This is a genomic window from Paenibacillus xylanivorans, from assembly GCF_001280595.1.
Classification (GTDB): Bacteria; Bacillota; Bacilli; order Paenibacillales; family Paenibacillaceae; genus Paenibacillus; species Paenibacillus xylanivorans.
This window is the reverse complement of the sequence record NZ_LITU01000071.1, coordinates 78,297-102,633: the sequence shown is the minus strand read 5'-3', so window position 1 is coordinate 102,633 and position 24,337 is coordinate 78,297. Positions and strand designations below refer to the sequence as shown.

At 47.0% G+C, this 24,337-nt stretch carries 20 protein-coding genes; 2 read left to right on the top strand and 18 right to left on the bottom strand.

Annotation, left to right across the window (positions count from 1 at the left end; all coding sequences use genetic code 11):
- From AMS66_RS22875 to AMS66_RS22795, 18 genes are all read right to left on the bottom strand, one after another.
- The coding region (locus AMS66_RS22875) for a cache domain-containing sensor histidine kinase (RefSeq protein WP_181014151.1) at positions 1-1,460 on the bottom strand (1,460 nt) is incomplete at its 3' end.
- Between the two features lie 174 nt (positions 1,461-1,634).
- A complete protein-coding gene (locus tag AMS66_RS22870; RefSeq protein ID WP_082350855.1) occupies positions 1,635-3,272 on the bottom strand; it encodes a type 2 periplasmic-binding domain-containing protein in 1,638 nt (545 codons plus the stop codon).
- A gap of 127 nt (positions 3,273-3,399) precedes the next feature.
- Complete coding sequence (locus tag AMS66_RS22865) at positions 3,400-4,308, bottom strand: carbohydrate ABC transporter permease (protein WP_082350854.1); 909 nt, start codon at positions 4,306-4,308, stop codon at positions 3,400-3,402.
- 15 nt (positions 4,309-4,323) lie between these two features.
- Positions 4,324-5,304, bottom strand: coding sequence for an ABC transporter permease (locus AMS66_RS22860; protein WP_082350853.1), 981 nt, complete (start codon positions 5,302-5,304; stop codon positions 4,324-4,326).
- Positions 5,305-5,616: 312 nt separating this feature from the next.
- Entirely contained in the window at positions 5,617-7,029 is a 1,413-nt protein-coding gene (locus AMS66_RS22855) for an alpha-L-fucosidase (protein ID WP_053782990.1), read from the bottom strand.
- 315 nt (positions 7,030-7,344) lie between these two features.
- Positions 7,345-8,403 (bottom strand): Gfo/Idh/MocA family protein, encoded by a 1,059-nt coding sequence (locus tag AMS66_RS22850; RefSeq protein ID WP_053782989.1) that lies wholly within the window; start codon positions 8,401-8,403, stop codon positions 7,345-7,347.
- A 332-nt stretch (positions 8,404-8,735) separates the two neighbouring features.
- Positions 8,736-9,602 carry a sugar phosphate isomerase/epimerase family protein gene (locus tag AMS66_RS22845; protein WP_053782988.1) on the bottom strand — a complete coding sequence of 289 codons (867 nt, stop codon included), beginning with the start codon at positions 9,600-9,602 and terminating at the stop codon, positions 8,736-8,738.
- 142 nt (positions 9,603-9,744) lie between these two features.
- Positions 9,745-11,205, bottom strand: a complete 1,461-nt coding sequence (locus tag AMS66_RS22840; protein ID WP_053782987.1) for an alpha-L-fucosidase — start codon at positions 11,203-11,205, stop codon at positions 9,745-9,747.
- Positions 11,206-11,303: 98 nt separating this feature from the next.
- Positions 11,304-11,420, bottom strand: a complete 117-nt coding sequence (locus AMS66_RS34085; RefSeq protein WP_236703580.1) for an exo-alpha-sialidase — start codon at positions 11,418-11,420, stop codon at positions 11,304-11,306.
- Between the two features lie 187 nt (positions 11,421-11,607).
- The gene (locus tag AMS66_RS22835; RefSeq protein WP_024629467.1) at positions 11,608-11,796 is read right to left on the bottom strand and encodes a hypothetical protein; all 189 of its coding nucleotides are present in this window, start codon (positions 11,794-11,796) and stop codon (positions 11,608-11,610) included.
- Between the two features lie 101 nt (positions 11,797-11,897).
- Positions 11,898-14,684 (bottom strand): glycoside hydrolase family 3 C-terminal domain-containing protein, encoded by a 2,787-nt coding sequence (locus tag AMS66_RS22830; RefSeq protein WP_053782986.1) that lies wholly within the window; start codon positions 14,682-14,684, stop codon positions 11,898-11,900.
- 222 nt (positions 14,685-14,906) lie between these two features.
- Positions 14,907-15,995, bottom strand: a complete 1,089-nt coding sequence (locus AMS66_RS22825; RefSeq protein ID WP_053782985.1) for a low temperature requirement protein A — start codon at positions 15,993-15,995, stop codon at positions 14,907-14,909.
- A gap of 60 nt (positions 15,996-16,055) precedes the next feature.
- Positions 16,056-17,018: a ring-cleaving dioxygenase gene (locus AMS66_RS22820; RefSeq protein ID WP_053782984.1), complete on the bottom strand. Its 963-nt coding sequence runs from the start codon at positions 17,016-17,018 to the stop codon at positions 16,056-16,058.
- Positions 17,019-17,147: 129 nt separating this feature from the next.
- The gene (locus tag AMS66_RS22815) at positions 17,148-17,375 is read right to left on the bottom strand and encodes a DUF896 domain-containing protein (protein ID WP_053783024.1); all 228 of its coding nucleotides are present in this window, start codon (positions 17,373-17,375) and stop codon (positions 17,148-17,150) included.
- 209 nt (positions 17,376-17,584) lie between these two features.
- Positions 17,585-18,616, bottom strand: coding sequence for an SPFH domain-containing protein (locus AMS66_RS22810; RefSeq protein ID WP_053782983.1), 1,032 nt, complete (start codon positions 18,614-18,616; stop codon positions 17,585-17,587).
- Positions 18,617-18,655: 39 nt separating this feature from the next.
- Complete coding sequence (locus AMS66_RS22805; protein ID WP_053782982.1) at positions 18,656-19,459, bottom strand: TPM domain-containing protein; 804 nt, start codon at positions 19,457-19,459, stop codon at positions 18,656-18,658.
- Positions 19,456-20,487, bottom strand: coding sequence for a TFIIB-type zinc ribbon-containing protein (locus AMS66_RS22800; RefSeq protein ID WP_053782981.1), 1,032 nt, complete (start codon positions 20,485-20,487; stop codon positions 19,456-19,458). Before AMS66_RS22800 ends, AMS66_RS22805 begins: the two co-directional genes overlap by 4 nt.
- 46 nt (positions 20,488-20,533) lie before the next feature.
- A complete protein-coding gene (locus tag AMS66_RS22795) occupies positions 20,534-21,238 on the bottom strand; it encodes a PspA/IM30 family protein (RefSeq protein WP_181014155.1) in 705 nt (234 codons plus the stop codon).
- A gap of 219 nt (positions 21,239-21,457) precedes the next feature.
- Here AMS66_RS22795 and AMS66_RS22790 point away from each other — a divergent pair, with 219 nt between their 5' ends.
- Together AMS66_RS22790 and AMS66_RS22785 are read left to right on the top strand one after the other, a co-directional pair.
- Positions 21,458-23,140: a sigma-54-dependent transcriptional regulator gene (locus tag AMS66_RS22790; RefSeq protein ID WP_053783023.1), complete on the top strand. Its 1,683-nt coding sequence runs from the start codon at positions 21,458-21,460 to the stop codon at positions 23,138-23,140.
- A 165-nt stretch (positions 23,141-23,305) separates the two neighbouring features.
- The gene (locus tag AMS66_RS22785; RefSeq protein WP_053782979.1) at positions 23,306-24,292 is read left to right on the top strand and encodes a 2-keto-3-deoxygluconate permease; all 987 of its coding nucleotides are present in this window, start codon (positions 23,306-23,308) and stop codon (positions 24,290-24,292) included.
- The last annotated feature ends 45 nt before the right edge of the window (positions 24,293-24,337 follow it).

The window sequence follows — 24,337 nt, the reverse complement described above, 5'->3', positions numbered from 1 at the left end:
CCACGAACATCGACCGCCACTCTCCCAATACCGATGGTCACAGTAAAGTTCAGATACTGCCCCACCCTGTCCAGATAACCAGCGAGCAGCCTCTCCTCTGTTTCCTCACCCTTCTCCATCTCGGGAATCCAGAGTATTGCATACAGCCGCTGATCCGATATCCACTCTGCCCATACTTCGGTCCCTTCGTGCCTTGCACTCTCCTGCAGAATGCTGGATAACACGAATTTCAGGAGGGATTGATCCTGATTGTGATACTCCTCCATAAACCGGGAATACTGATCGATCTCCACAACAATTACAGCCCATCGATCCTCCAACTGCGGGAGCTTGAACCTGTTCATCTCCGCTATCAGCTCATTGCCGGTGAAGTCTCGTGTACCCTCCAGCAGCTCCTGAAAGAAATATTTCTTCTGCAAAATCAGGTTCTCTTCATGCTCCTCCTGATACTGCCTGGTTTGATTAATCATTTGCTCCAGCGTGGTCTGGATAAAACGGAACTCATTATCTTTTGGTTGACTCATCCCCGGCTGTTTCTGCGAAGCCACCGTCTCAATTAACGTAACAATCTGCTGAATGGGTTTATAGTTTCTTCGCGTCACATAGATCACCCACACTACGCCGATCAGGACAACGGCAACAGCAAAAACAAACCAGATATTATAAAATTGCAGGGCGAATTTGACGATCTTGCCATTATTCAGTCCGGTCTGTACCTTCCAACCGCTGTAACTGGATGTAAATTCGGAGAACACTTCACCTGACGCCATTTTGGGAGATACTTCCCTAGCGCTTTCCTGCTTTCCACCATCCCACAGATTGCCACCTGATCGATTAAAGATGTTGACGAAGGTGAACTCGGGATCATACATCTGCATGATAGACTTCTGCAAGGTAGGCAGATCCACGTTAACGACCACCAGACCTATGCCGTTCCCCACACCGCGAATGAGTGTAATCACCTGTTTTCCTTCCTCAGTCGGGAATGCCTTAAAGGATCTCGCCCCCACCCACTTTTGTGTTGCCGCAGCACGGCTGTCTTTAATAAATGCTGCATCGGGGAATTCCTCAATCGGCACTGCCTTGCCGTTGCTGAACACCGTATCGTCGTTGTATCTCACCAGATAGATTGAATCAATCAGCGGATACTCTATTTTCAATTCATCAATAACCTGGACCGCTTGAATTCCGGCATACACATCCTCGCTTCCGGTTACCGAGTAATAATTTTTCAGGTTGGGATTGGTCAAAATATCACGCAGCACCTTGAAGTCGATGGAGCGCAGTGAATTGTCCAGATATTGCGTTACCTGTGATGCCAGAAATTCATTGGCTTTGAGTGCTTCTCTTCGGTTCTGTTCATTAAATACCTGGAAGAAGATAATAAACAGGATTGTGGTCACGATAAAAAAAACGGGCAAATATGATAGCAGCAAACGTCTAAACCAACTGTTGTTCATCTCCGAGACCCCCACCACTGTTTATGTGCATGACGACAACCACGCTAATCTGGTCGCTAATTTTCATAAATATTCAGTAAATTATATCGGATGAAGTGGGGTTGTCAAAAGGAGAAGACCATCCCGATTCCTGTGTTGACATCGGGACAGCCTCAATCATGAATCCATCAACCTTTATTGATTCTTCTCAATGGCACGCTGGTAAATCTCAAGGTAATTGCTGAGTCCCAGACCATCAAAACCTTTCACGTACGCGTCCCATTCCTTTTCAATGCTTTTGCTGCCGATAATAAATTGAGCCATATTGGTCATCACGTAATCCTTGACGGCCGTCGTGAGCTGCGCAGCAGTTTCTGTATCTTCAGGACGGATAAATACGTTCGCAGGATAGACTTCTTTTGGTGCATAAGGTTCATATACATTGGTCGCTTGCGCCAGACGTGTTCCATAGCCTTCTGCTTCCAATGGGTTCTGACCTTCTGCAAACAGATTGCGGAACGTATTGGACAGGTCATGTGCCCCGATCTGTGACCAACTCTCGTTGACTACAACATTCGGGTCACGCTCAGGCAGGTTATAATAGCTGTATTTGGCAGGCTCTCCATTGATGTTTTTCTCATCAGCATCCGCCTTCTTCCAGCCTTTCCCTTCTGTTGGCCCGTACTCTGCGTACAAGGCGCCTTCTTTGCTGAACATATAATCCACGATTTTGATGGCAGCAATCTGTTGCGCTTCGGTCGCTTTGTTAGTGATGGCAAACTCAAACTCACCTACGCTCTGTGTAGCGCCCGTCGTTTGTACGCCATCCGGCCCTTTCAGCGGAGGCACGATGTCCCAGTGCTGGTGGCGGGTGATATCTTTGTCATACGTGTTCACGAGGTAGCTGACCAACGCTGTCGTAATGGAGCCGACCACTTCGTCGCCTTCCTTGTTACCCAGCTGTCCGATCGCCTGATCGTTCTGCGTGAAGGAAGCGGGATCAATCAGGCCTTCTGCGTACAGCTTGTTCATGTACTCCAGCCCTTTTTTCCATTCTTCCTTATTCGCTGCAAAATCCACCTTGCCGTCGTTCACGATCAAGTATTTGTCGTTATCATTGTAAATAAAGCTGTTCATGAGATAGGCATCGATGTTGCCGTTCCATACATACTTGTTCGGTGCACCCGTGAGTGGAATCTCATCGGCCTTGCCATTGCCGTTCGGGTCTTGCTCCTTGAACGCTTTCAACACCGTGTAGAGTTCATCGGTCGTGGTCGGCATTTTCAGACCCAGATTGTCGAGCCATTCCGTGTTAATCCAGTATTTCTGTGCATACGTACAGTGGTAACATTCATTGAAAATAGGCAGGGCATAGATGTTGCCGTCAGGTGCAGTAATCGCTTCTTTGAAATACGGCTTCTCCTCCATAATCTTGGTGAGATTCGGACCGTACTGCTTGATCAGATCTTGCAGCGGAAGGAATACTCCCTGCTTGCCATATGTCTGAAGGTCTGAGGTGGTGAACTTGCCATGGAGGAACACTTCAGGATAATCGCCACTCGCCAACAGCAGCTGTCTGCGGTCTTGCAAGGCGTCCGTCGGGGCCAGATCCCATTTCAGGGTCACATCGAACTTGTCTTCGATAAATTTGGTGAACTCATTCTCTTCCATGGACGCTTTACCTTGTGGGGCAAAGAAAGTCATCGTTACAGGGCCACCGCTCTCCCCGCTACCGTCGCTTCCTGTACCCGTCTCCTCGGATGAACCGCATGCGGACAACAAAGTCATCGAAGCAAAGACCAGAAACAACATCGAAATCCAAGATTTTCTCAATCTGACTCCTCCTTTTTGTTGAAAACGGCATAACCATCTGGTTACGTACTCGTGTTAAACCTGATCCCGGAAGCCGGAGTGTTCCCCCACCTCCTTTCAAGTGGCTTAGCGGCGTAGATTACAAAGATCATCCTTTGAGTGATCCAACCATGACCCCTTTGACAAAATGCTTCTGCACAAACGGATACATGATGAGAATCGGAATACTCGCCACGACGATTAGCGCGTATTTCAGTACCTGCTCGAACCCCTGATCCCGCAGCTGCTGGCTCGTGTTGGCAAGCATTGCCGGGTCTGCGGCATTTAGAATCAGCAGATTGCGCAGCACATATTGTAGTGGGAACAACTTCTCGGAACGAAGATAGATCAGGGCATCAAAGTACGCATTCCAGTGGCCCACCGCATACATCAGGGTCATGACCGCCAGAATCGGCTTTGATAACGGAAGAACCACACTGATCAAATACCGGATATCTCGGCATCCATCCATTTCTGCCGCCTCCCCCAGCTCTTCCGGGATGGAAGACTGGAAGAAGGTTCTCGCTACGATGACCTGGAACACTGCGAGTGCCCCTGGCAGCCACATTGCCCAGCGTGTATCCAGCAGATGAAGGTCTTTCATCAAGAGATAGGTTGGAATCAGACCGCCATCAAAGAACATCGTGATCATCATGAAAATAATGATGACCCCCCGTCCATAAAACGACTTGCGCGATAACGGATACGCGAGCATGACCGTAAGCGCCACATTGATAAATGTGCCTACAACGGTATAGATGATCGTGTTGTAGAACCCGAGCATGAGCTGTTGGCTTTTGAAAATGGAAATGTAGGCCTTGATGTTAAAGTCTACCGGGAACAGCCACACCTGACCGGATGTAACGGCACGGGAGGAGCTGAAGGAAGAACTGATGATGTACAAGAGCGGGTAAAACACCGTTAGCAGTATGGCGAACAGAAAGATATAGTTGAATGTCATGAAGATGCGGTCACCGAGCGGGTCCTTGATCCGGTTACGATTAATCAGGTTGAACATGGATGAGCTCCTCCTTTACCACAAGCTGTTCTGGGATACTTTGCGGGAAATGCCGTTGACGATAACCAGCAGGATCAGGTTGATAACGGAGTTGAACAATCCTACCGCCGAGGAGAAGCTGAAGTTGGCCCCGATCAGACCCACCTTGTACACATACGTGGAGATGACCTCCGAAGCGCTCGTGTTGAGTGGATTCTGCATCAGATATATTTTTTCGAAGCCCACGCCCATAATGCTGCCTAAACTCAGAATCAGCATGATGACGGTGACCGGAACGAGCGTTGGCAGGTCAATATGCCAGATTTTCCGAAGCCTTGAAGCCCCGTCCATCTTCGCTGCTTCATAGAGAGATGGATCAACGCCAGCGAGAGCGGCGATATAAATGATCGATGAATAGCCCATGCCCTGCCATACACCCGACCACACATAGATGGATTTGAAGTATTCGGGAATGCCCATAAAGTTGGTCATCGGGAAACCCAGGAAGGTAAATAGCTTGTCTACAACGCCCACATGTGGTGATAACATCAGAATGATAATCGATACCATGACGACTGTGGAGATGAAATGCGGAGCGTACGTGACCATCTGGACGGTCTTTTTAAAGTAACCCGTTCGAATTTCGTTCAGCGCCAGCGCAAGCAGGATCGGAATGGGAAACCCGGCGAGTAAAGAGTAGAAACTGATGCCAATCGTATTTTTGATCAGCAACCAGAAATTCGGGGATTCGAAAAAGGCTTCAAAGTGTTTCAGTCCAACCCATGGGCTGCCCCAGATTCCTTTGACGACACTGAAGTCTTTGAAGGCAATCTGTACACCGACCATCGGGATGTACTTAAAGATCAACAGATACAACACGGGAGGCAGCACCAGTAAATAGAGCTCCCAATGCTTCTTGAGGCTTCTGATAAATGGATGCTGTCGCTTGGGTTCAACATCATACCTTCCTTGCTGGAGCTCCACCGGTGCAGGTATGCTTTCCGTAGCTCGACTCATTCGCGTCACTCCTTCTACACCATAAGTGTAATAATACATTACATTTACATTCCTTAAACATCCTTTCCTTTGACTACTTTTCTGTTTCAGCGTGTTACGTGTCAACAATAGTGTCAGGTAACGCTTTCTTGAATTGATAGTACCGTGAGCAGTGTTCTTTTAGCAATTTGCAATTTTCTCCCACCTCTCCTTATTCTCAAAACCCTTGCGGGACAAGGAGAAATCTCCCTTTAGCATATGTATTTCGCAAAAATCACCAACCCAAAAAATCCCGAAGGACTGTAGAAGTCCCTCGGGATTTGGAGTGTAAATTTATTGGTTTGTGAACAATCTGAACGTCAGCGTGATAGGTGCTACTTCCGTAGCTGCTGCCTGCGGCAACTCTACAACAAGTCCATCTTCTGTCCGTTGGAATGACAGCACATCATCTGTGCCGACGAGTTCAATTCGCTCCACCTTTTCCACATATGGAATGACCACCTGTGATTGTACTGCCTCGTTCTCGTTTCTGTACAGACGGAAGGCATATGATACGTTGATATCTTCCTTACGTGTGAAGGCCCAATCTCCTGTGTAGTATGGCCCACAAATCCGTGTGCCATAGATACCTTCCCCGTTGGTTCCTAGCCATTCTCCAAGGGCTTTAATGCTTCGGACTGCCCCTTTTGGGAGACGTCCGTCCGGTTGCGGTCCCACATTCAGTGCCAGGTTACCGCCCTTGGACACTACCTCAAGCAGAATATGCGCCAGTTGTCTTGCCGATTTATACTGATCATCAAATCCAAACGCAAAGGAATTGCCCACCGTGATACAGCTCTCCCAAGGAATATTCATTGGATGCTCCGGGATGGTCTGTTCCGGGGTTACGATATTCTCATACGGCCCGCCCACCGTGCGATCTGCTGCCAGGAGCCACGGCTGTGTTGTCTGACGAGCCCGCTCCACCACCTCGCCCAATCGGATATCCTGACCGTGGCGTCCTTCACGTACCCACCCTGCATCCAGCCACAGACATTCGATTCGTCCATAGTTGGTCAGCAGTTCCATGATCTGTTCATGCGTGAACTCCACGAATTTTTCCCACAGCCATGGATACGCTTTCGGATCATAGGATGGTCCACGCCACATATGACTTCCCCGCTCCATGCCAGGTGTCCAGTAATACGGCGTGTGCCAGTCCGCTTTGGAGAAGTAAGCCGAGATCCCGAGCCCTTTGGCACGAAAAGCGTCAAAAAGCGCCCGGCAAATATCTGCATACTTATGCGTGTGAAAAGGAGTGTCCTTGCCCGTAATGCGATAATCGGTTGTATGTGTATCCCACATGCAGAAACCATCATGATGCTTGGTCGTGAACAGGAAATATTTGAACCCGTTATCTGCGGCCATCTGTGCCCATTCCTCAGGCTGAAAGCGAATCGGATTGAAGGTTTTGTTGAGATCAAAGTATTCCTGCTTGAAATGTTCCATGTCGTCAGTCCAGTCGATGTCATTACGCGACCAATCGCCATCTTCGTCACTTAGCGCCCAGGACTCCACGAGTCCAAGCTGGGAATATGGGCCCCAGTGCATCATCAGCCCCAGCTTCTGATCTTTGAACCACTCTAGCCGTTCATTCAGCAACGGATCTTCAGGCTTCACCCATTCATCTTCTTTGCTAAAGTTGTGAACCCCGGATTCGACGATCTGTTCTTCCTGTTCCAGCACCGTATCTTTGGTTTCGCTCATCCCGTTCATCTCCTTCGGATTGGATATAAGATAAACTACACAAGTTAAGCCCCTGTCACTCCGATTGCAGTACCATCTTCCGATCGCTGTTATCCCCGGATTTCTTTGATTTCACTTTATAAATGGTCGGAAATCCGGGGATAAAGGCGAGATTATGCTTACGAAGTAGCTTTCTTTCAGAAAGCTTTTAGCTCCGCTTCTTCAGATTGGTTCTGCACTCTCCGTTTTGGCTTAAACGTTCAGTTCAACTTATAAAGACGTATTAAGTCCAGTCATTTCGATTGCGGTGCCATCTTCAGATTGCAATACACCTTTTTAAAGTGAAATTTCGCGCCCTTCACGTGCGGACTCGTAGATAGCACAAAGGATTTTCATGATTTCAACGCCATCCTCAACAGGACTAAGCGTCTCTTTGCGCCCTTGGGTACTGTCGATAAAATGATTGACTTCATTACGGAAAGAACCTGCGAAATCAAGGGATTTAAAATCCACCTGTGGCGTCATATTCAAGATGGTATCGAATTTCTCGCCAATCAGTGAAATTTCCGGTTCCAGCTCAGCCCCACCCTTGTCGCCATACAATCTAACCGAAGTTTCATCCTGTTTCGCGTGCAGCGTGAAGCTTACATCCACCAGTAGGCTCGCCCCGTTCTCGAAACGAATTAACGCATTGGCCATATCCTCCACGGTGTTTTTATTCGCATCATAGTCCGCCGCCTGGTAGAACGACAGATTACGGATATTGGCACGGTTACCCAATCGATTGGAGACATTCGCGGAGACGGTTTTCACCTTCGGTTTGCCCATCAGGTACCAGGAGATATCAATAATGTGTACGCCAATATCGATCAACGGGCCGCCACCAGAACGATCAACATCTGCAAACCAGCCGCCCGGATTGCCCAGACGCCGCAGACAAGATGCTTTGGCGTAATAGATCTCTCCCAGCTCGCCTTCATCAATGAACTTCTTCAGGATCTGCGCATTGTCGCTATAACGGCGTACAAAGCCAACCTGAAGCAGCTTTCCACTACGGTGAACGGCCTTCTCCACCTCTAACGCATCTTCTACCGTCTGACAGAGCGGCTTTTCGCAAAGTACGTTTTTCCCCGCATCCAGCGCAGCAATGCTGATCTCGGCATGTGTGTCATTCCAGGTACAGATGCTTACCGAATGAATTTCGGGCAATGCCAGGAGTTCCTTATAGTCCGTGAATACATGGGTAGCGTTATATTTTTTCGCCGCTTCCTGGGCACGAGCTTCATTCAGGTCACATATGGCGTAAATTTCAACTTCGGGATTACTGTCATACGCTTGTAAATGAAAATCGGATATTGATCCTGCACCGATAACGGCAATTTTAAGTTTGGACATGGATTTTCCCCTCCATAATCTGGTGAATGATGGTCATATCAGTTGATTCATCGCTTCTAAAAAGTAATATAGCGTTCTACGAAGTAGCCGTTCCAGTTACGAATCGTTCTTCCGATCGCTCTTATCCCCAAATTTCTTATCATCCCTTTAAAAGGTGGAAATTCGGTGATAAGCTTATGCTTCCGATGTAGCTTTCTCACGAAAGCTTTTAGGCGCACGCTTCGCTTCTTCAGAATCGATTTCGTCCCTTCCACTACTATTCGACTTATAAAAAACTAATTTCGAGATTCACCAAAGCTTATATTCCACTTATATAGTAGTGCAGTAGCTGCTTATGCTTCCTCCCAGAAACGGCGGACGTTATCCATTGCGATTCGGGATGCTGTTTTGCAATTTTCCATGCCTTCGAATTCAACAGAGATATATCCGTCATAACCGGATTGCTTCAACACACGGAATACTTCCGGCATATCGATATCCCCATGGCCCACAATTGCTCCGCGCAGGTAATTGCCGTGTGAGGTCTGGAACCAGCCCTCCCCGGGATTACGGTAAGAGGGTCTCCGATAGAAATCTTTGGCGTGCACCATGGATGCATAAGGAATGTTATTTTTCACAGCGCTAACCGGGTCTTCATCCACACACAGAAAGTTGCCGATATCCAGTGTTGTCTTGAAGTTTTCTCGCGCCGTCTCATGCACCAGCCGCCGGACTCGCTCACTGGACTGCACATAGTAACCGTGATTCTCCACACTTGTCGTAATACCGTGACTCGCTGCGTAGTCGGCAATTCGCTGACAGGCCTTCACCAAAACAGGCAGATCGGCCTCAAACTGGGCGACCGTCCCTTCCTGTGCAGGACGAAATGCAACATCATGGCGCATTCTCGTAACGCCAAGTGCGGCAGCGACATCCACATGCTTCATGACAGCAGCAATTTCATTTTCAAGTGCATCCGGGCCTTCTCCTGAAACAAAGTTGGCACCAATTGCGTAATTGGAAATATCGATTCCCACTTCTTGTGCAGTCTCTCGAATCTGTTCAATTAATTCCGGCTGGTCGATCAGACTGTACCCTATCGGAACAATCTCCACATGTTCTCCGCCTTGATCGGCGATGTAACGGATGGCGTCGGGTACAGTCAGTTCTTTGGCATCCAGTGCCTGTTGCAGACTGTATGTGCTGAGTCCTACTTTCATATCCTCTCATCCTCTCCTGCTGGTGTGTGGCTCTACCTTACCTATACCTTTTTCCATAAGATCATACAATTACCAATAATCGTTTGCTACTCTATTTTCCAAGGGATGAATCCAAAATCTGCTTATCTACAAATATTACGGCTCAATCGCCAGCTTCATGCACCTCTTGTTTGCTCAGATATACACCCAGCCAGGACAATGTTGGATACCATCTGGATTCATGAATGGTCAGACGAATGGTTTTGGCGGTAAAGGAATCGAAACGACAGATTCGTTTGTGACCAACTACCGTGCCGCAATACAGCTCCTGCCAATCACCACGCTCTCCCTTTGCCTCCAGCGTAAAGCGCTCAATTCGTTGACCTGAACGGATATGCTCCATGAGAACCATTCGATCGAACAGCTTTTCCTCGGGCAGTTCCACCTCTAGCCAAGCCAGTTCAGTTCCTTCAGATGGGCACCAGAACGTATCCAATTCATCACGCAATATCTGGGTAGCCGTATGTTCTTCATCCATGGTCTCCGATGCCTGAATCTTCGCTCCCACAGCCAAACTCTGCCGATAAGTACCATGCAAAATGTCTCCGAGCTGTTGCAGCCGCTCAGCATCCTGTTCGTGAATATGCCCGCGTCGATCTGGAGGAAGGTTAAGTAGAAAATTGGCATTGCCCCCAACCGCTCCATCATAAATGCCAAGCAGTTCCTCCAGCGATTTGACTTGATCGTCCTCGCTTGCATGATAGAACCAACCCGGACGGATGGACGTATTCACTTCTGCTGGATACCAGATGAGCTTGCCCTCATGTTGCCGGATCACCTCCCGACTCCCCAAATCCGCATCCTGTGTATTAATTCTGCTGGCAAACTCGCCATCATCCACTTGCTGTGATTGCTCTTGGATCTTCTCGTTATCCTGCAAGTAGGCAGGTACAACGCTCCATTCCGAAGCTCGGGTATGACCTGCCTCATTGCCGCACCAGCGAACATCCGGCCCACATACCGAGATTACAGCCTCTGGCTGCAGCTCCCGAATCAGTGCATAATAGGAATCCCAATCGTAGACCTGCCTTTTCCCATTCGGCCCTTCTCCGCATGCTCCGTCGAACCACACGCAGAAAATTTCACCATATTGGGTTAACAGCTCACGCAACTGATTTTTGAAAAACTCATTGTATCGCTCCGAATCTCCATAGGATGCTTCATGACGATCCCATGGAGACAGATAGATACCAAACTTCAACCCGCCATCCCGGCAGGCATCGGCAACCTCTTTCACCAGATCACCCGCACCATTTCGCCAAGGGCTTGCGGCTACTGTATGACCCGTGTACTGGCTTGGCCATAAACAAAACCCGTCGTGGTGCTTGCATGTGAGAATTAATCCTGTCATACCGGCGGACTTGCACGCCTGAACCCATTGCCGGGCACTCAGATGAGAAGGGTTGAAAATAGCGGGGTCTTCATTCCCCGTTCCCCACTCCTGATCTGTAAACGTATTCATGGTAAAATGAATAAATGCGTAGAACTCCATCTCCTGCCATTTCAGCTGACGTTCTGATGGCACGACCTGCGCCGCTGCCTTCACCCAATCGGTGGTATTCACTGGATTCTTCTCCTCTCATGCCGGTTCTCTGTCCTCTTTCCGACAAATGCCATAAAGGACCGACAGAGCACAGCATCTCCAGCGGTCCTTAATTATGTTCATCTGTCCAATCTCAGTGGAACGGTCCGTGACCCCTCCTGCCGTCCCAACACCCTGATCGCCACATCAATTGCCTTTTCATGCTTGCCTGCAAACCATGCCGCCATAATCTTCATGAATGGGTCTCCTTTCAGAAAATGATGAGTTAGCCATTGGAGTAGGACATTTGTTATTTTCGTTATCATAATAATGTTATTGTTTTATTCATAAACAGTCTAAGACGTTATGAATGAAACGTCAATACACAAAAAAGACACCCCTACGGGTGCCTCTCTCTTGATTCTTATCTAATATATTATACGTTTATTTTCGCTTTGCCTTTGTCATTCGGTTAAACATAATCAGTGCAGCAATCAACATGGCAACAATTGCGATATTACTTGCTGCATCATGCGACATGCCGAACAGAACGCCCAGGTTGGTAACCAGGCCTCTGACAATCAGCGCAACCGCAATCAGCAGAATGGGGCTCCAAAAATTATACCTTCTCATCCTTCGCAACACTCCTGACCAGATTGTTCAGAAATTCCGGATCTCATAACACAATCATAACAGTCGTCATGTTCAGTTACAACCGATCAGACGATCCTGCGTTACACTTGTTTGAATTCGATCCAGTCGATCTGCAGACCCGGTTTAGTGAAGTCCAGCTTCAATTCGTATACGCCTGCTTCCAAGTCCACTTTGACAAGTTTCTGTCTGATCCATTTACTTTCGGTACCATTGGTTTGAATGGTGGTCATCAATTGATCATTGAGAATCACATTACATGCACTTTGAGCCAGTTCCGGCTCAGGAGACATGATCTGTACAATAATCCGGTATTGGCCTGCTTCATCCACTTTCATGTAGACAGGCTCGCCCACAGCTGGTTTGACCTGTGCATTGTCAGCCAGCACTTGCGCCTGTTCTGTGGTAAGTGATGCATTGGCTTGGAATGAGGCGACATTCTCTACAATCTCATGTTTTCTGGAGAAGACAGGAGCTTTCATGATGAATTCACAAATATTCATAGCCGAGCGCTGAAGCTCTCCGCGTGTCAACGTCCCATTTTCCAGAGATTCGATCGTGTTGTCATCCCAGCCGTTGATTTCTGCACCATAGTTAGGTACAACCATGTACAGATCGTTTTGAGCGCGAACCATCCAATTGGTGTTTTTCCGATCTGCTGGTCCACCTTCAACACCGTCGTTCATAATAGCCCACCAGTCGGTCATCACGATACCTTGGAAACCCCACTCTCCACGAAGAATGGTTGTGTTCAGATCGTAGTTGGAAGCCGCCCAATGTCCATTAACCGGATTGTAGGAAGTCATAATCGAATTCGCACCGCCTTCTTTCACGGCAATCTCGAACCCTTTCAGATAGATCTCACGCAATGCACGTTCGGATACTACGGCATCCACTTTACTGCGATGTTTCTCCTGATTGTTGCAGGCAAAATGTTTCAGCGTAGCATTGGAGCCACCCTTCATGATTCCTTTCGTACATGCAGCAGCAAATACACCGGAAATCAGCGGATCTTCTGAGAAATACTCAAAGTTACGTCCGTTCATCGGACTCCGGCGAATATTCAATCCAGGCCCGAGCAGTGCATCCACCTGATTTCTCAGCAATTCCTGGCCTTCCATCACATACAGCGCTTCGACGAGTTCTGCATTCCATGTTGCTGCCAGCAAAGTTCCAATAGAAACTTGTGTAGCCTTCTCCCCGCTATCCATACGAATACCGGATGGGCCATCTGCAGTACATGCGACAGGAATTCCGAAGTTAAACAGACTGTCACTCACGCCGCCAAATGCGGAAGCTGTGCCCGATGTAACGAGTGGGCTGCTCATACCTTCGCCTCTCACGATAGCTGCCAGATCCTGATCACTCAATTGGGCGATAAAAGCTTCTAAACTGACTTTACCATCCTTCACATCTCTCAGCTTGTAGCCCTGATTGCCGGTTTGCTCCAGCGTTTGCGGCAGGCATTGTTCAATCCGTTCAGCCATGGATACTTGGCGCGTCGGTACATCTACAAAGATCATCTCGTAAGACCCATCTTCTTTGCGAGTTCCCGGCTTCATTCTCGTAAAGCTTTCAGTCGGTGCCATTGCCTCCCGGAGCTGTTCCACGAGTTGAATCGTTTCTACGACGTACCCATCTTGGCCATCAATGCTGACAAGTTCCACATTTTTCACACTGGTTCCCACGTACAAACGATATTTTCCTGCCTCAAGTACATATGCCGATGCATGTCCTGTAACGCCAGCATCATCATAGGAAGCCATGGAATCCACAGGGAAGCTCACAGTCAGACGCTGAGACTCACCCGGCTGAAGCAGATTGGTTTTGCCGAATGCCACCAGAGCTTTCGCAGGTTTCCCCAATTGACCTTGTGGGGCTTCATAATAGATCTGCACCACTTCTTTACCGGCATAGGTTTTGCCCGTATTGGTTACGGTTACATTCACCTTAATGCTGTTTTCTCCATCTTGTGAGATCCATTTTGCGTCTTCAGCCTTGGTTGTGAAGGTGGTATAGGACAAGCCATATCCAAATTCAAATTGTACTTTTTCAGGTCGAAACGTTTCGAAATAACGGTAGCCTACGTAGATATCTTCCTGATATAGGTTCTTGAACTCATTACCGTAATTGCTTGTTGATGGATAATCTTCGATAGAATATGCGATCGTATCCGTTAATTTGCCGCTTGGTGTAACGTCCCCTGCCAGCACATCAGCTATCGCATTACCACCCTCCATACCGCCATGCCACGAGTAGATGACACTTTGGATCGGATGAACATAACTTTCATCATTTAACCAGCTCATGTCCATGATATTTGATACATTCAGCACCACGATCGTTTGTTCAAAATGATTCGTGACCTCCTTCAGCATCGCTTTCTCATCTTCCGTCAACCGGTAGCTGCCCGGTGCATCGACGTTATCCTGATCTTCGCCTGCTGTACGTCCAATGACCACAATCGCTTTGCTGGATTTACTTCTGGCTTGGGATACCAATTCATCGGTTAAAGGCATTTCTTGCTGATTCCAAGGCTCTGCCGCCCACACTTTCCCACCGTCATCAAATGGGTTTTCCTCAATCCATTTTTCATAGACAGCTGCCAATTCTTCATTGACCGTAAGTCCCTTCTTGCTACGCAGACCGTCCAGCAAATTGGTTGTATACGCCACATGAACGCTGCCGCCTGAGCCTGTACCACTGCGATAATAGTTAACTTGAATCCGTCCAAACACTGAAACGTTTTCGTCTTTTTGAATCGGAAGAGCCTGTCCTTCGTTTTTCAAAAGCACTGCGCCTTCAGCAGCAACCGTGCGGCTAAACTCTGCAAACCCTTCCAATGGAACTCCGATTTGATGTGTGCTCAATGATTTCCCTCCTGTTTGTCATCTCCATACCCACGAATCGCTATGTATATTCGTTAATCTGGTAGATTCACTTGTATCTAGTCTCATATTAACAGATTCTACAGTAGAAAATAAATCAGGTTAAACGTTTTTCTTATTGTGGACATAATTTTCATATATCTAATCCAAAAAGTCACGAACGTGAATCCGTTCGTGACTTTTCTATCTAGCTCGACCTACGCATCAGGTCGTTAATTTGGCATAGACAAGGAAGAATACCATGTTCTCACCCACAATTGCATAATTAGGCACCCGATAGATCAGATCGACAAGGACAAACGCGGCCATTATTCCCAGCATAAGCACCAAGTGACGCGGACGGAGCCGCAGATGAGCATGTCTGTATCGATGGAACACCAGGGAAGTGGACATAAAATACAACAGAACCGACCCGAATACAAAAGCCAACATGAAACCGTAATTGAGTTTATCCAGGTACAAAAGTTGAATGGAAGCGGCAATCATGCTCATGGATATATAGATGAACAGATGGCCGTAGATAATGGCTTGCCCGGCAGTCTGGATCTCCTTACTGACTTTCTTCTCAACGTTATCAAAATACTGCCACCACATCGCAATCACGAATAAAGATGTAAACGCGGCGAACAAAACAGATTGTACATCCCAGTGATCCATTTGCAGCACGGCAATGATACTGACGACGGATTCGCCGAGCAGGATAAGCGTAAACAGAGCGAAACGTTCCAATAAATGATGGGTGTGTATCGGCACCTTCACCAGATTTTTACGTCCAATCAGCGGAAGGATGATATCCACGGCAATTCCCACATACAAAATTGCATATCGCAGCCACGAATCAAAGAACAGGGAACCTGTTGAGATCAATATGCCGATGATGAAGCATAAGCCCAGATAACGGGCAGCCTTTTGCTGATGTTCGCTTTTAGAATTATGAATCATAAAATATTGGATGGCTGTCAGTGCCCTAGAACCAATATAACCAGCAAAGAAGGGGAGATAGTATTGGTCAAAATCAACCGAAAGGCTCGCCGTCATCACCAAAATGGACAGGAGCTGAAGGATGAGAAATACACGATGGATGAAGATATCCTGACCATAACGGTTAATAAATAGGGTCTGACCGACCCATGCCCACCAGACAGGAATGAAAATCAATACAAATTTCATCAGATATTCAAACGAAATCACGCCGTGTTCGGCATGCAGCAGGACATGACCGGCTTTGGAGACCGCTGCTACAAAGAGCAAATCATAGAACAGCTCCAGCCAGGTAACCTTTTTCTCCATCATCCTTCAATGCTCCTTTAGTTGAATTTATATCAGAAAGATTACCTTGTTCTTACCTTTCGTTTAACGCGCCAGCATAGAATGCGAAGGCTCTAACGCTCTTACCTGGATGGGCTGCAAGTTGCCTTCGATTTGGGCACGGTATGGCTCAAACCATTCGGGCAGCATGAGTTTCTGTCCAAGCGATTCCGCAGGCTCATCTTTCGCGAATCCAGGAGGATCGGTAGCAATTTCGAACAGGATTCCGCCAGCTTCTCTGAAATAGATTGCGTTAAAATATTGACGGTCCCGAACTGGGGTTGGTTGATAGCCATACTGTTGCACAGCTTCTCTCCACAGTTCGTGCTCTGCAAAATCTTTGGCACGCCATGCGATATGGTGGACCGTCCCTGCTCCGCCTGCTCCCAAAGGCATGCGGGTGACAGGAACATCCACGACATTACCGATATCTCCGAAGGACCGGAATCGTACATATTCCTCGTCCTCATCTACTTTGGTAAATCCGAGTATTTTATCCAGCGCATCCATCGTTCTCTGCGGATTGACGCTGAACAACACGGCACCTCCAAATCCTTTGATGGCTTTATCCGCTGGAATGCCTTCAAACACCCAGGTGCTAGCTGCACCCTCCTCACGTTCAACAAGCTCAAGACGCAAGCCTTCGCTGTCTTCGAATTGCAGCAGCTCTTCGTTAAAACGACTTGTTTTGGTTACCTCAATGTTATACTGCTCCAGCCGATCCTGCCAGAAGCCAATAGTCCCAGGCGGAATCACATATGAGGTAATACCGACCTGACCGCCACCAATTTTGCCTCGCGGTGATCCGGCTGTTGGGAAGAATGTAATGATGGTGCCCGGACTGCCGTTCTCATCCCCAAAGTACAGATGGTACACGTCTGGTGCATCGAAGTTGATCGTTTTTTTCACAAGACGAAGTCCCAGAACTCCAGCATAAAAGTCGACATTAGCCTGCGGATCGCCCGCGAAAGCTGTAATATGGTGAATACCTGCTGTTTGAATTGTCATCATCATTTCCTCCTTGGTTTAACGAACATTTTTGTATCGGAATGGTTATTTTCAGATAGCCTGATATGCCTAATTTATATTTATGATCATTTATATTATCTTTAAATTAAGATATTAATCCGAACTTAGTCAGTTATTATTTTGTTGTGCCTGTTCAAGTTTCAATTTATCCGGAGTGACGTCGTCGCCGTTCGGATCATAGATGGTTACATTCAGCAGAATATCATTGATCAAACCACGAAAGGTTTGCAGATATTCCTGACGCAGACGAATTTGTTCCACTTTCTCAATCTCCGTCAATCCTGCCTCTTTGGCTTTTCTTGAAAGTTCATTAATTCTGGTCAATGTTGGGATCATCATCTGGATCTCTCCTCTAAAGTGAATTTAAGATATTTGTAAACGGTTAGTCTTGGGTGTAATTTATATTCAAATTAAATATCTTAATTTAAAGATAAATGATTTGCGATGGATTGTCAACCGTTTTCTCCCATTTAAATTGGAATGAAAAAAAGGGCCTCCTCCACAGTTTGCACCCTAGAGTAAGCCCTTCTTAATATTTAGATATGTTAACCCAACTTCTGACCACAGTTTGGACAGAAATTGGCTCCTTCATTCTTTGCGCCACAGTTCGGACAGAAGTTCGGCTTTTTGTTATCCCCGGACGAAGAAGATGCACCTGCATCGCTGTTTTGAATTGCCGTAGGCTTTTGATCCGAATTCTGATTCTGAGACGGGTTAGCATTATTGTTTTGATTTTGATTCATGTTCTTCATCATTTCATTCGCCATGTTCATGCCCATCATCATGCCCGCCATATCCGAAGCAGCGCCGCCGCCCTTAACTTTACCGGATGAGATGCCGTCAGTCATGCTAACCTGCTGATACTTTTGCAAATTACCGATCATTTCATGTGAAGCCGTCTTCGTAATCATATCCTGGATTTCCTGCGGATAATTGAAGCTCATCACTTGGAAGCCTGTGATTCCGATCCCGATATCCATCATTTGCATATCCAGATCTTCCTGAATGCCTTTCGCAATATCCGAAGCATTCGCCTGCAGGTTGAACATGTCCTTGCCCTCACGGCTAATCCACTTCATCAGCAACTGATCGAGCACAGACGTAATCCGGATTTTTACATCCTCGACCAAATAACTTTGCTTAATACCCGCGATTTTGTCGATCAGTGTGACATAGTCACTCACTTTAAAATTAAACGTACCATTCGCACGAATCGGCATGCCGCCTGGAAGTTGTGGGGTCGGAATCAGTACCGGACTCTGAGTTCCCCAACGAACGGTAAACTCCTTCGTATTTACAAACAGCACTTCGACCCGCATGCCGCTGTTAAATCCGAACTTGAATCCTTTTAAGGTAGACAGAAACGGAATGATCTCGGAATCGATATTAAACGACCCTTCGTCCTCGAAAATCCCTTCTACCTTACCGTTATTCAGGAAGATCGCATCCTGTCCCGAACGGATAATCAGTTTACTTCCTTTCTTGATCTCACGGTTACTCCACTTCCAGAAAATCATATCATCTCTGAACTCTTCCCATTCCACCACATTCGAAAATTGATTTTTGAAAAATCCCATACTCGTTCCCATCCCTTCTATTTGGTCTTACTTCGTATCTTAGAAAGATCTGCTGCTACCACTGTGCGAATGTCCACCTCGGCTGGTACCTCCACCGCCGCCTCCTCCGCCACCGTTATTGTTGTTCTTCTCAATTTTGCGTTTGGTTACGGTAGTACGGATATACCGATCCTGACGATCGATCACACTGGAAGTACTTGAATCCTCATAAGTAGCACGATTGACTGTAACTCGCCCACCGGAACGATAGGCCATTACCCCAACAGCAATACCTCCAATGGCTACTGACGCAACAAGTTGGAACCAAATATTGAAGAGGATATTATCTGGATTTACTCCCGGTCTAATTCCCATATATTCGTAGGACAGCTTGATATACTTCTCAAAAGCCAGTTTATAATTACCATCCGTTACATCGGGTGCAATCTTGGCTGTGATTTTATCGGCTCTGCCGTTGTCGATATACTCTTTCCCTTTATAAAAACCAGCAAGATACATCTTCCGGTTATACATATCAATTGTCAAAATAACTGCATTGCCATGAGCCTTATCGTAACCAAGTCCCTGGTCGTCGTAGAAATCCTCGGTCAGTAACATTTCACTCTTCTGCTGCTCATTGTTTGAAGTATAAATAACAAAATCCGTCTGCCTTTCAGCCCCATACTCATTCGCCAATGCATTCAGTTCACTTTTCTCCTGCTCATTCAACAGATTAGCTTCATCGTAAATCAGGTTTTTGCTGTCGGCTGCCGATGCCACTGACATTGGAATCAATGGAGCAACGAGGCAGATCACGAATAAGATAAACGTCGTCAACGCGAGCACGTGTTTTCTTTTTCTCACAGGAATCCACCTCCCATCATCCAGGAGACCAGTTTCAATGACAACAATGAAACTGCCGAAATTCCTGCGAACCATCCGGCAACTTTAGCTTTACTAATGGGCGGTTTCCCCACCACTTTACCTGTCTGGCCATTCATGGCAAAGGTATACTGCGAACGATTGTAGTCATAGTAAACCATCCATACCGGGAGCAGCACATAGTCTGCATTTTTTAACGTAGTATCAATCTGTTTGTCTGTGTAACTGACACTGTTATAACCCGAAACTGTTGATGCAATATAAGAATCGATATAAGAGCTCGTTTTTTCCTTGGCGCGAGGGTATAGTTCCTCGTCAGTATAATTGTATTTTTCCGCAATGTACCCGGCGAGATACGGGGTTTTGAAAAGTTTCAACTGGTTATACGGAAAAGGCTCCAGCTTATCCATCAGTTCATCTTTCATTTTCTCCGAAGCATCAATGGGCAGATTCACATAATTAAGCCGGATTCTCCGGTAAATATCGAAATGCTGCGTTTCCGTGTAATGGTAATCACCCTGCGTGTAAGTTCTGATCTTCGTGCCACGGCCATGAACTTCGATTTTGTTATGTAACTCATATAACCAGAAGGGCACGTACATCCCGGTAATGCTCTTGACCCGGTCAGCCGTCATGAATCCGCTAGGTGTCAGCAAGCCGTTTCTGCACCACTTTTTGAACGCCTGCTTGGCTTCATCCTTACTGATCGAAAAGGGTAGGACCATGGCCGGTGCCAGATCTCCCGTCAGTCGATCACTCAGAACAACGGCAGCTCCACAGAAGCTGCATGTCGTTGCACTTGTCTCCGGCTCAGTCACGATGTCCGCGCCGCAGCTGTTACAGTGATACTCCTTGACCTCATTCTCCGTGAACACCTGTTTCTTCAGCGGATCAGGGATCTGTTCGATATTATCTTGTCGTCCGCAGCTGGGGCAGGATAACGCTCCAGTCGCGCTATCAAAAAGCATTCCACTCCCGCAGTTGGGACACTTGTACTCGATTACCGGCATTTGCTCACCTCAATGTTTAACGAAATGTATGACATTTTATATATCGTTATTTATCTTCCAATTTCTTCTGTATTGCTGCCAGCTCTTCCTCTGGACTCGGCGTCAACTGTGCATTATTACCCGCTTCGGCATTCATTTGTTGCTCCAACTGCGCAATTAGCACATCCAGATCATCTTCCTGTGCCCCAGCACGGAGTTCAGCCAAAGCCTCAGCTTCGTTAAGCGCCTGATTCGCTTTGTCTTCCATAGCCTTGAAAGCAGCATTCGCACTGGCAGCGGAGGCGTTCCGTTCATTGGCCTGTTGTTGCGCATTGGCAGCCGCCATCCTGCCCTTCAGCTCCGCATGCCGAGATTCCAATTGCCCCATATCCGCAACCAGCTTCTCATGCATATGCTTCATCATTTTGGCTTTGGCAGAAGCCCGATCATAGGCAGCTTGTAATTCATTCAGTCTCTCAGCCTGCTCTGCCTTCTTTTCGAGAAAACCACGTGCCTTGTCTTCATCACCCGACTCCGCAGATTTCTCTGCATACCGCTGTAATTTCTTTATCTCTGCGGTGCATTCGTCCAAAGCCCTCTTCGCCCTGCTCTCATCCGAGAGAACTGCAGCCGTCTCTGCCTTCACCTGACCCAGATCACTGCTCAAGCTCCGCATATATTCATTCACGGTCTTCTCCGGATCCTGCGCCCGAGCCAGCACATGGTTCACATTCGCTTTCATCACGTCCCTAAACCTCGATAAGATTCCCATCATTCGTTCCTCCTTCGATCAGTTCATATGTACTATAATACATGAATATGAGGTTGAAGGTTTCATTTACTGCCTCCTTACCATCAAATCCGAAACGATCCTGAGTCCTCTAGAAGCCAGGGATGCCATTCCTCTGCAAGTTGGCTATAATAAGGAAAGCCCTCTGGTCTTATGTACCAGTAGGAACCATGAATGATTTTTATAAAAGGCAGGAAAATTATGCGTACACGAGTTCATATTATTGCTCCTTACGAATCCATGACTACTATTATAGAAGAATGTATTCCGCTATTTCCCCAGTTAGCCATTCAATATGAGGTGGGCGACCTGATGAAAGGCGCCGAATTGGCGTCCCAGGCTGAACGAAACGGAGCGGAGATTATGATTAGTCGCGGTGGTACCGCTCAGCTAATCAAGGAAGCCGTAACCATTCCCGTCATTGATGTGCAGCTGTCCGGATATGACATGATTCGTTCGTTGACACTGGCTAGCCAGTTTAACGGCCAAACGGCTATCGTGGGCTTTGCCAACATTACCTCAGGTGCACAGTCAATTATCGATCTAATGGAATTGCCTTTAAAGGTATATACCATACGCAGCTCGGAGGAAGTGGCAAGGCTGCTGCTGGAGCTGAAAGCATCGGGGTACCGTCAGATTGTTGGCGATGTCATCACCGTGAATACGGCCAAAACATATGGTTTGGAAGGCTTACTGATCCAATCTGGTAAGGAATCCATCCTCAGAGCGCTTGAAGATGCACAGTTGGTATATCGGTACTTGAGCAAAAACCACGCGATATCCATCATTCTGAACAACCTGGTCACCCAAGAGCATCCAAATCTCATTATCTTGGACGATCAGAACGAAGTTGTATTCGAGAATTTGACTGATTTTGAGCAAAACCCACTGACCGATAATCACATTTATCTTACTAATACCAATCTGGATTTCCACCAGTCTCAAGTCCAAAATGTGTTCATCGTGGATGATTACCAACTTACGGTGACGGCCTATGAAACGACGCTAAGCAACAAAAGCTATAAAGTATACTCCCTTGAAAAAGGGCAGCCCTATGCTTTTGCACAATTTGGCATAACGGCATATACCGATATATCCATGGAGCCTATCGTTGCCGAATCCCCTGCCATGCAGGCGGTATTGAAGAACATCCGGGCCCTTTACGAGAACCATGAACCCATTTATCTGCTAGGCGAAGCGGATTCGGGTAAGTCTTTTCTGGTAAAACATATCCATCAGATGTACTCCAGCGGTGGGCTGATGCTTCAAATCAATCTTGCCCAGGTTCCTCCCGGTCATTTGCACAAAATCCCACTTTCCAAAGTCCGCAACGTGGAGATAAATCATTTGGAAAATGGCCCATCGGAAGAGGAACTGACCTCATTCATTCAGGCTTGTCTACAGAGGCAGATCGGGGTATTCATCCTGGGGGAACAGGGATTGAATCCAAATAGAACTCTGGATGTTGAGCTTAATACAATCATTATGCCAAGCCTTGTGGACAGGCAAGAGGATCTTGCTCCACTAATCCAGCATTTTCTCAGCGATTATTATCAGAAGTATGGAACGGTTGCGGTCAAAATGAAAGAGGACGCGTTGCAACTAATCAGAGATCAAATTTCACATATGACAGTGAACCAGTTGAGGCATCTGATCAAACAGGCGGCACTGAATGAGCAGGACTACGTGATCTCAGCCGAGACCTTGTCACATCTGCTTGGTGAACAACCCTCATCGAATACGATGAAGCTAAGTGGTACGCTGAAAGAAATCGAAAAAGAGATTATTCAATTCGTTCTACATGAGGAAAACAATAATCAATCCAAGGCGGCCGACCGCTTGGGGATTAACCGTGCCACGTTATGGCGTAAACTTAAAGAGTAACTTTAGGTTTACGCTTTTTTTACGACTATATGTGTTGCATTATTAAACACTTTTATAATTACTTTAAATTTACAATAATTAATTGTTGCTAAAATAAACAATATGGGATAACATAATCCCTGCAAACGCTTTATAAAAACGATTACTTCATAAGGAGCCACTACTATGAACATTAAAGCAACATTAGATCGTATTCCTGGCGGGATGATGGTTGTTCCCCTGTTGCTCGGCGCAACCATTAACACATTCTTTCCGAATGCTTTGCGAATCGGGGGTTTCACTGAAGCCCTGTTCGTAAACAGTTCAAGCACGTTGATCGCCCTGTTCCTATTGATTGCTGGTACACAAATCACGTTCAAGACGGCCGGTTCTTCGGTCGGTAAAGGCGTTACATTGCTTGTGTTCAAGTGGGCAGTTGGTGCAATAATAGGTTTAATCGCCATCTATTTTGCAGATTCCAATGGTTTATTCCTTGGTTTGGCACCGCTTGCCATTATCGCTGCAATGACGAATTCCAATGGTGGACTGTACATCGCGCTGGCCGGACAATACGGCAAAGAAGATGACAAGGCGGCTTATCCTTTCCTCGCGCTCAGCGACGGACCGTTTCTCACCATGGTTGCTCTTTCCATTTTCGGTGCGATGGGCTTTGCCAACGGCATGTTCTCCCCGATGTCCTTTGTAGCTGTACTGCTTCCGCTTATCGTCGGCGTAATTATTGGTAATCTGGATCGGAACTTGGCTGATTGGCTGCATAAAGGCAGTGACAAACTCGTTCCATTCTTCGCCTTTTCACTGGGTATGGGAATTAACTTCTCGTCGATCATTCAAGGCGGACTCAGCGGTATCTTGCTGGGTGTGCTAACTGTACTGATCACTGGCGGCGTTGGATTCCTGCTGTTCAGAGCCATCGGTTGGAACCCGATCGTTGGTGCTTCTGAAGGTTCCACAGCCGGTAACGCTGTAGGTACGCCTGCTGCCATCGTGGCTGCAAACGCTTCTTTTGCCCCGATTGCCGAGATCGCTACGGTACAGATTGCTGCGAGTGTTGTGACGACTGCCATCCTGTTGCCGATATTCATCGGGTTCCTTTCCAAAAGGCTGGAGAAATCAGGCGGCGTCGAGAAATACAATCAAAGACCGTCAACATAAATGCATTAAACTTAGCTGACCGGACTTATATTTAATTTTGCTTTC

Excerpts from the sequence above, each read along its gene's own strand:
- AMS66_RS22865 (WP_082350854.1), bottom strand. The coding sequence starts at position 4,308 with ATGTTCAACCTGATTAATCGTAACCGGATCAAGGACCCGCTCGGTGAC.
- AMS66_RS22860 (WP_082350853.1), bottom strand. The coding sequence starts at position 5,304 with ATGAGTCGAGCTACGGAAAGCATACCTGCACCGGTGGAGCTCCAGCAA.
- AMS66_RS22855 (WP_053782990.1), bottom strand. The coding sequence starts at position 7,029 with ATGAGCGAAACCAAAGATACGGTGCTGGAACAGGAAGAACAGATCGTC.
- AMS66_RS22850 (WP_053782989.1), bottom strand. The coding sequence starts at position 8,403 with ATGTCCAAACTTAAAATTGCCGTTATCGGTGCAGGATCAATATCCGAT.
- AMS66_RS22845 (WP_053782988.1), bottom strand. The coding sequence starts at position 9,602 with ATGAAAGTAGGACTCAGCACATACAGTCTGCAACAGGCACTGGATGCC.
- AMS66_RS34085 (WP_236703580.1), bottom strand. The coding sequence starts at position 11,420 with ATGAAGATTATGGCGGCATGGTTTGCAGGCAAGCATGAAAAGGCAATT.
- AMS66_RS22835 (WP_024629467.1), bottom strand. The coding sequence starts at position 11,796 with ATGAGAAGGTATAATTTTTGGAGCCCCATTCTGCTGATTGCGGTTGCG.
- AMS66_RS22825 (WP_053782985.1), bottom strand. The coding sequence starts at position 15,995 with ATGATGGAGAAAAAGGTTACCTGGCTGGAGCTGTTCTATGATTTGCTC.
- AMS66_RS22820 (WP_053782984.1), bottom strand. The coding sequence starts at position 17,018 with ATGACAATTCAAACAGCAGGTATTCACCATATTACAGCTTTCGCGGGC.
- AMS66_RS22815 (WP_053783024.1), bottom strand. The coding sequence starts at position 17,375 with ATGATCCCAACATTGACCAGAATTAATGAACTTTCAAGAAAAGCCAAA.
- AMS66_RS22810 (WP_053782983.1), bottom strand. The coding sequence starts at position 18,616 with ATGGGATTTTTCAAAAATCAATTTTCGAATGTGGTGGAATGGGAAGAG.
- AMS66_RS22800 (WP_053782981.1), bottom strand. The coding sequence starts at position 20,487 with ATGCCGGTAATCGAGTACAAGTGTCCCAACTGCGGGAGTGGAATGCTT.
- AMS66_RS22795 (WP_181014155.1), bottom strand. The coding sequence starts at position 21,238 with ATGGGAATCTTATCGAGGTTTAGGGACGTGATGAAAGCGAATGTGAAC.
- AMS66_RS22790 (WP_053783023.1), top strand. The coding sequence starts at position 21,458 with ATGCGTACACGAGTTCATATTATTGCTCCTTACGAATCCATGACTACT.
- AMS66_RS22785 (WP_053782979.1), top strand. The coding sequence starts at position 23,306 with ATGAACATTAAAGCAACATTAGATCGTATTCCTGGCGGGATGATGGTT.